This is a genomic window from Clostridium sp. AM34-11AC (genome assembly GCF_003435375.1).
In the GTDB taxonomy this organism is placed as follows: domain Bacteria; phylum Bacillota; class Clostridia; order Lachnospirales; family Lachnospiraceae; genus Pilosibacter; species Pilosibacter fragilis.
On the sequence record NZ_QWGL01000073.1, the window covers coordinates 1 to 3542 of the forward strand.

A 3542-nucleotide genomic window follows, 5' to 3' on the forward strand; every position below is an offset into this window, starting at 1 on the left:
CCCCACTTCAAGCGTGAGCTAAGTGGTGGGAGTATGTCACTGACTATGAACAAGGGTGTTTCCGTAAGAATAAACAGGATAAATCTCAATAGGGAGAAGTGTGAAAAATGATAGAGGCGTTCTTGGATTTCTTTCAATTATATACGGTGGATGCCGATTATTTACCAGACTTTTGGCTTACAATGATACTTCTTTATCTGAATGCAGGTCTGTATCTTAACGACCTATATAATCTGGTGAAGCGCAAGTCAAAAGCGGAAACATTCAGTCTGATGGCGATACCAGGAGTCTTTGCAGTAATTTTCGTGTTGATGCTATCAATTTTTGCGCATGTACCGAATCTGCAGAGCATAGCTTCACAGGCCAAACGCCTGAGCCTGCTTATAACGGTAATACAGCCACAAACGAATCTTGCGCTGCTTCTTATTGTATTTCTTTATCCGATTCTATGGGGAATCGGGCTCTTACGACAAAGGAGGCATGAACACGGCAGCCGCAAACGCTGGGTGCTGTCCTGCATTCCTGATTATATTGCATGGATCATACTGATATTGGGCATCGGTTATCACCTGTTTTTCGGGGAAAATATCCTGAATAGTGTTCTGGAAAATGCGAAGGAGGGAGATTTACTGGCCCTTTATGGCTCCCGCAGAACCTGGCTCTATATATGGATGTATGGAATTTATATCCTTGTATGCAAGGAAGCGGTGCTGCTTGTCGGCCTTTTGTCTGAACTTTTGCTTATGCGAATTCCGCTTCGCTACCATAGTGGGCAGAATGCTGTTACCTTTGTCAGCTTTTATTATCTGTTTTGCCAGAATGCCATTTTTCGTGGTATCTCCCTGCTGGAAGCTGCGTTGGTGATTCCGCTTTGCGGAGTGATGCTTCGGGAAGCGGCATCGCCTTTCAGCGATCACTCGTCGACTATGATATACGCAGCCATTTTGCTGCTGACAGGCGCAGTGTTTGTTGTTCTTATCGCCATTGGTTCGGTCATGCGGACACTTTCCTGCTTCGATGCATGGGGACAGCGCAAGCAGATCAGAGAGCTTTTCTGTACGGAATATTTTCTCATGCAGCCAGTTTCCAGCAACAGATCGTTCACGGTCACTCATCATTTTATCATTGACGAACAGGACGCCGCCGGTGTTTACTATCTTCCGCTTCTCACAGACATCAGCGGATGGGCCTCCCCGGGAAAGAAAGCAGGCAAATGGAAAATGCTCTCTTTCGCAGATGGCAGAACCCTTGAATTGTCAGAACACGAGGCAGAAGCCGCCAAGGAAATGCTCTCTTATGCATCCAACCGTCTCTATGCCCAGAAGATAACTGGAGAAAATTGGAGCAATAAAAACAATATGCCTGGCACAGAGGAAACCTGGAACCCACTCATAAGTCCGGCAACAACGATGTATCAGAAACTGGTCAAGATATTTTTAGGTCTGATGGTTATTCTTTTTATGATGAGCTATCAGATACTGAAGTAATTGAAAAAAGAAGAAGCAGGCAAACGAGTATATGACTATCAAGAGGGCGATTATATGAAGCTTTGGATTGAATAACATATAATTTCAAGTTTGTCGGATTGTAAAGACAGAGCCTTATGCAAGGTGCAGGAGAAAGACTCTGCTCGGGTTAAGGGCGAAGCGCCTTAGCTGGTCAAGGGTGCAACCATTGCCCAGTTAGTGGCGTTTCGCCACTAAGTACTGGGTATTGCTTGTAGCAGAGCTTCACAGGATGAAGCTTAAAATATTAAGAAAATTGATACAACTAAATGATAACCTAAGTGGAAAAAGTCTTTAGTAAAATGAGAAAATCGAGCTGTTTTACTAAGATTTTTACTAAATTTGAATGACAAGATATACGAGTTTATGCCACGATATGCGACGAAAACGAAGAAAACAATCTATCACAGCAAATCGTAGAAAGTGGTGTAAAATCAAGGAAAATCAGTATTTTCAAGGAGTTTTTAAGGCATGATAAAAATACTTTTCATATGCCTCGGCAGGATTTACCGTTCGTGAGAAAAAGTCTTAAATCGTCTTAAATACTTCTATAAATAGCATTTCTTGTGTTTAATTCTCAATTTTACCAATGATTTACCAATATTTCTGGAGAGTCAGACTTGCAGAAACAAAAAACCAGAATGAGGAGATTAAAAATATGAGCAAATTGAAACGAAGAATAACGGAAAACGGAATTGATTATATCCTTGTTGGAGATTACTACATCCCTGACTTGAAACTGCCGGAGGAACACCGCCCCATCGGAAAGTACGGACGGATGCACCGGGAATATTTAAGAGAAGTCCACCCAGCCAGATTGAACACATTGATATTGACCGGAGAGCTATGGACATATCTTGCAGACCTGAACGAACAGGCACAGGAACGGTTAGACACCATCATGGAGCAAATGAAAACTGCCGAGGGCGTGACCGAAGAATTAAAGCGTACCCATCAAATGGAATGGGTGCAGCGTTGCAATAACATTCATAACCGGGCAGAAGAAATTGTTTTACATGAGATGATTTATTCATAACGGTATGGTAGAATGATTATGACAAATAAGAATTTGGAGGGAAGAAATATGCAGACGATTATTGTGTTGTTAAATCCAGGAATGCTTGAAAATGCTGATTTGGATTTGAGATATCGCATACCAGACCGTATCGAAGAGGTATCAAATTCTTTGATACAAAGCAATGGATATGATTATATAGACACAGAGGACGGAGACCCTGGACCATTGATGGGTATTTGGTTGGAAACTGAAAATGCACATAGAAACTGGCATATAGTGAGGGATTTGTTTCAAAGGGAAAAATTTATAGGAAATGATTTATCTTTGTCGGCTCAGATATATATTTCCGAAAAAGATACTGACGATTTAGAAAACTGTGTGCTTGTTTTTCCTGAATAACAATTCCAGTTTATAGGGGAGTTGAACAGAGTAAAAAATCGGAATTGGAGGTAGAATATGAAAAAAATCAGTATCGACGAAACGAAGCTTCCAGCCGTAATGGAAATTATTGAAAAGGCGGCACTACTCATGGACGAAAAAGATTGTGATAGTGATAAAGAAGCAAAAAAAGAGTTAGGGGAGCTACAAAAGAACTTGAGAGAAATTACTGGAAATAAGAAGATAAAAATTAATATCTTTCAAGCTTATTGGAGTTACACCGATTTAGAAACAACAGCACGCAGAGCCTTAATGCCTCCGCCAATGAAATCTAATTTATCAAATGAGCAACTCAAGGAAATCGTTTTACACATTCTGAAGTTTGGGGAAGGGGAAAGAGATTGGTGGTTGGAATATCTGGAGATTAACACCGGCTTAGACAATCTTACCGACTATATTTTTTATCCTGACTTAATTGGTTTGGACTTCGACGCTACTTTGGAACAAATTGCTGATAAAATAATTGCAGATAGGAAATGAACTTGTCGCTTTGAAATTTTAACTGAATAACCACAGAACAAACCGCTGTTACATGGAAGTCAGGTTCTTTCTGAGTTTTGGGTATAGCGTATAAAACATTA

At 40.7% G+C, this 3542-nt stretch carries 4 protein-coding genes; all 4 read left to right on the forward strand.

What is annotated here, in order from left to right; all coding sequences use genetic code 11:
• Positions 1–107: 107 nt before the first annotated feature.
• The 4 genes from DW826_RS17560 (at position 108) to DW826_RS17575 (ending at position 3441) form a co-directional block, all read left to right on the forward strand.
• Positions 108–1487 carry a hypothetical protein gene (locus DW826_RS17560; protein WP_117553323.1) on the forward strand — a complete coding sequence of 460 codons (1380 nt, stop codon included), beginning with the start codon at positions 108–110 and terminating at the stop codon, positions 1485–1487.
• Positions 1488–2163: 676 nt separating this feature from the next.
• Complete coding sequence (locus tag DW826_RS17565) at positions 2164–2541, forward strand: TnpV protein (protein WP_015552619.1); 378 nt, start codon at positions 2164–2166, stop codon at positions 2539–2541.
• 48 nt (positions 2542–2589) lie between these two features.
• Positions 2590–2922 (forward strand): hypothetical protein, encoded by a 333-nt coding sequence (locus tag DW826_RS17570; RefSeq protein ID WP_015552618.1) that lies wholly within the window; start codon positions 2590–2592, stop codon positions 2920–2922.
• Between the two features lie 57 nt (positions 2923–2979).
• Positions 2980–3441 carry a hypothetical protein gene (locus DW826_RS17575; RefSeq protein WP_006859677.1) on the forward strand — a complete coding sequence of 154 codons (462 nt, stop codon included), beginning with the start codon at positions 2980–2982 and terminating at the stop codon, positions 3439–3441.
• Positions 3442–3542 lie beyond the last annotated feature (101 nt).

Excerpts from the sequence above, each read along its gene's own strand:
- DW826_RS17560 (WP_117553323.1), top strand. The coding sequence starts at position 108 with ATGATAGAGGCGTTCTTGGATTTCTTTCAATTATATACGGTGGATGCC.
- DW826_RS17565 (WP_015552619.1), top strand. The coding sequence starts at position 2,164 with ATGAGCAAATTGAAACGAAGAATAACGGAAAACGGAATTGATTATATC.
- DW826_RS17570 (WP_015552618.1), top strand. The coding sequence starts at position 2,590 with ATGCAGACGATTATTGTGTTGTTAAATCCAGGAATGCTTGAAAATGCT.
- DW826_RS17575 (WP_006859677.1), top strand. The coding sequence starts at position 2,980 with ATGAAAAAAATCAGTATCGACGAAACGAAGCTTCCAGCCGTAATGGAA.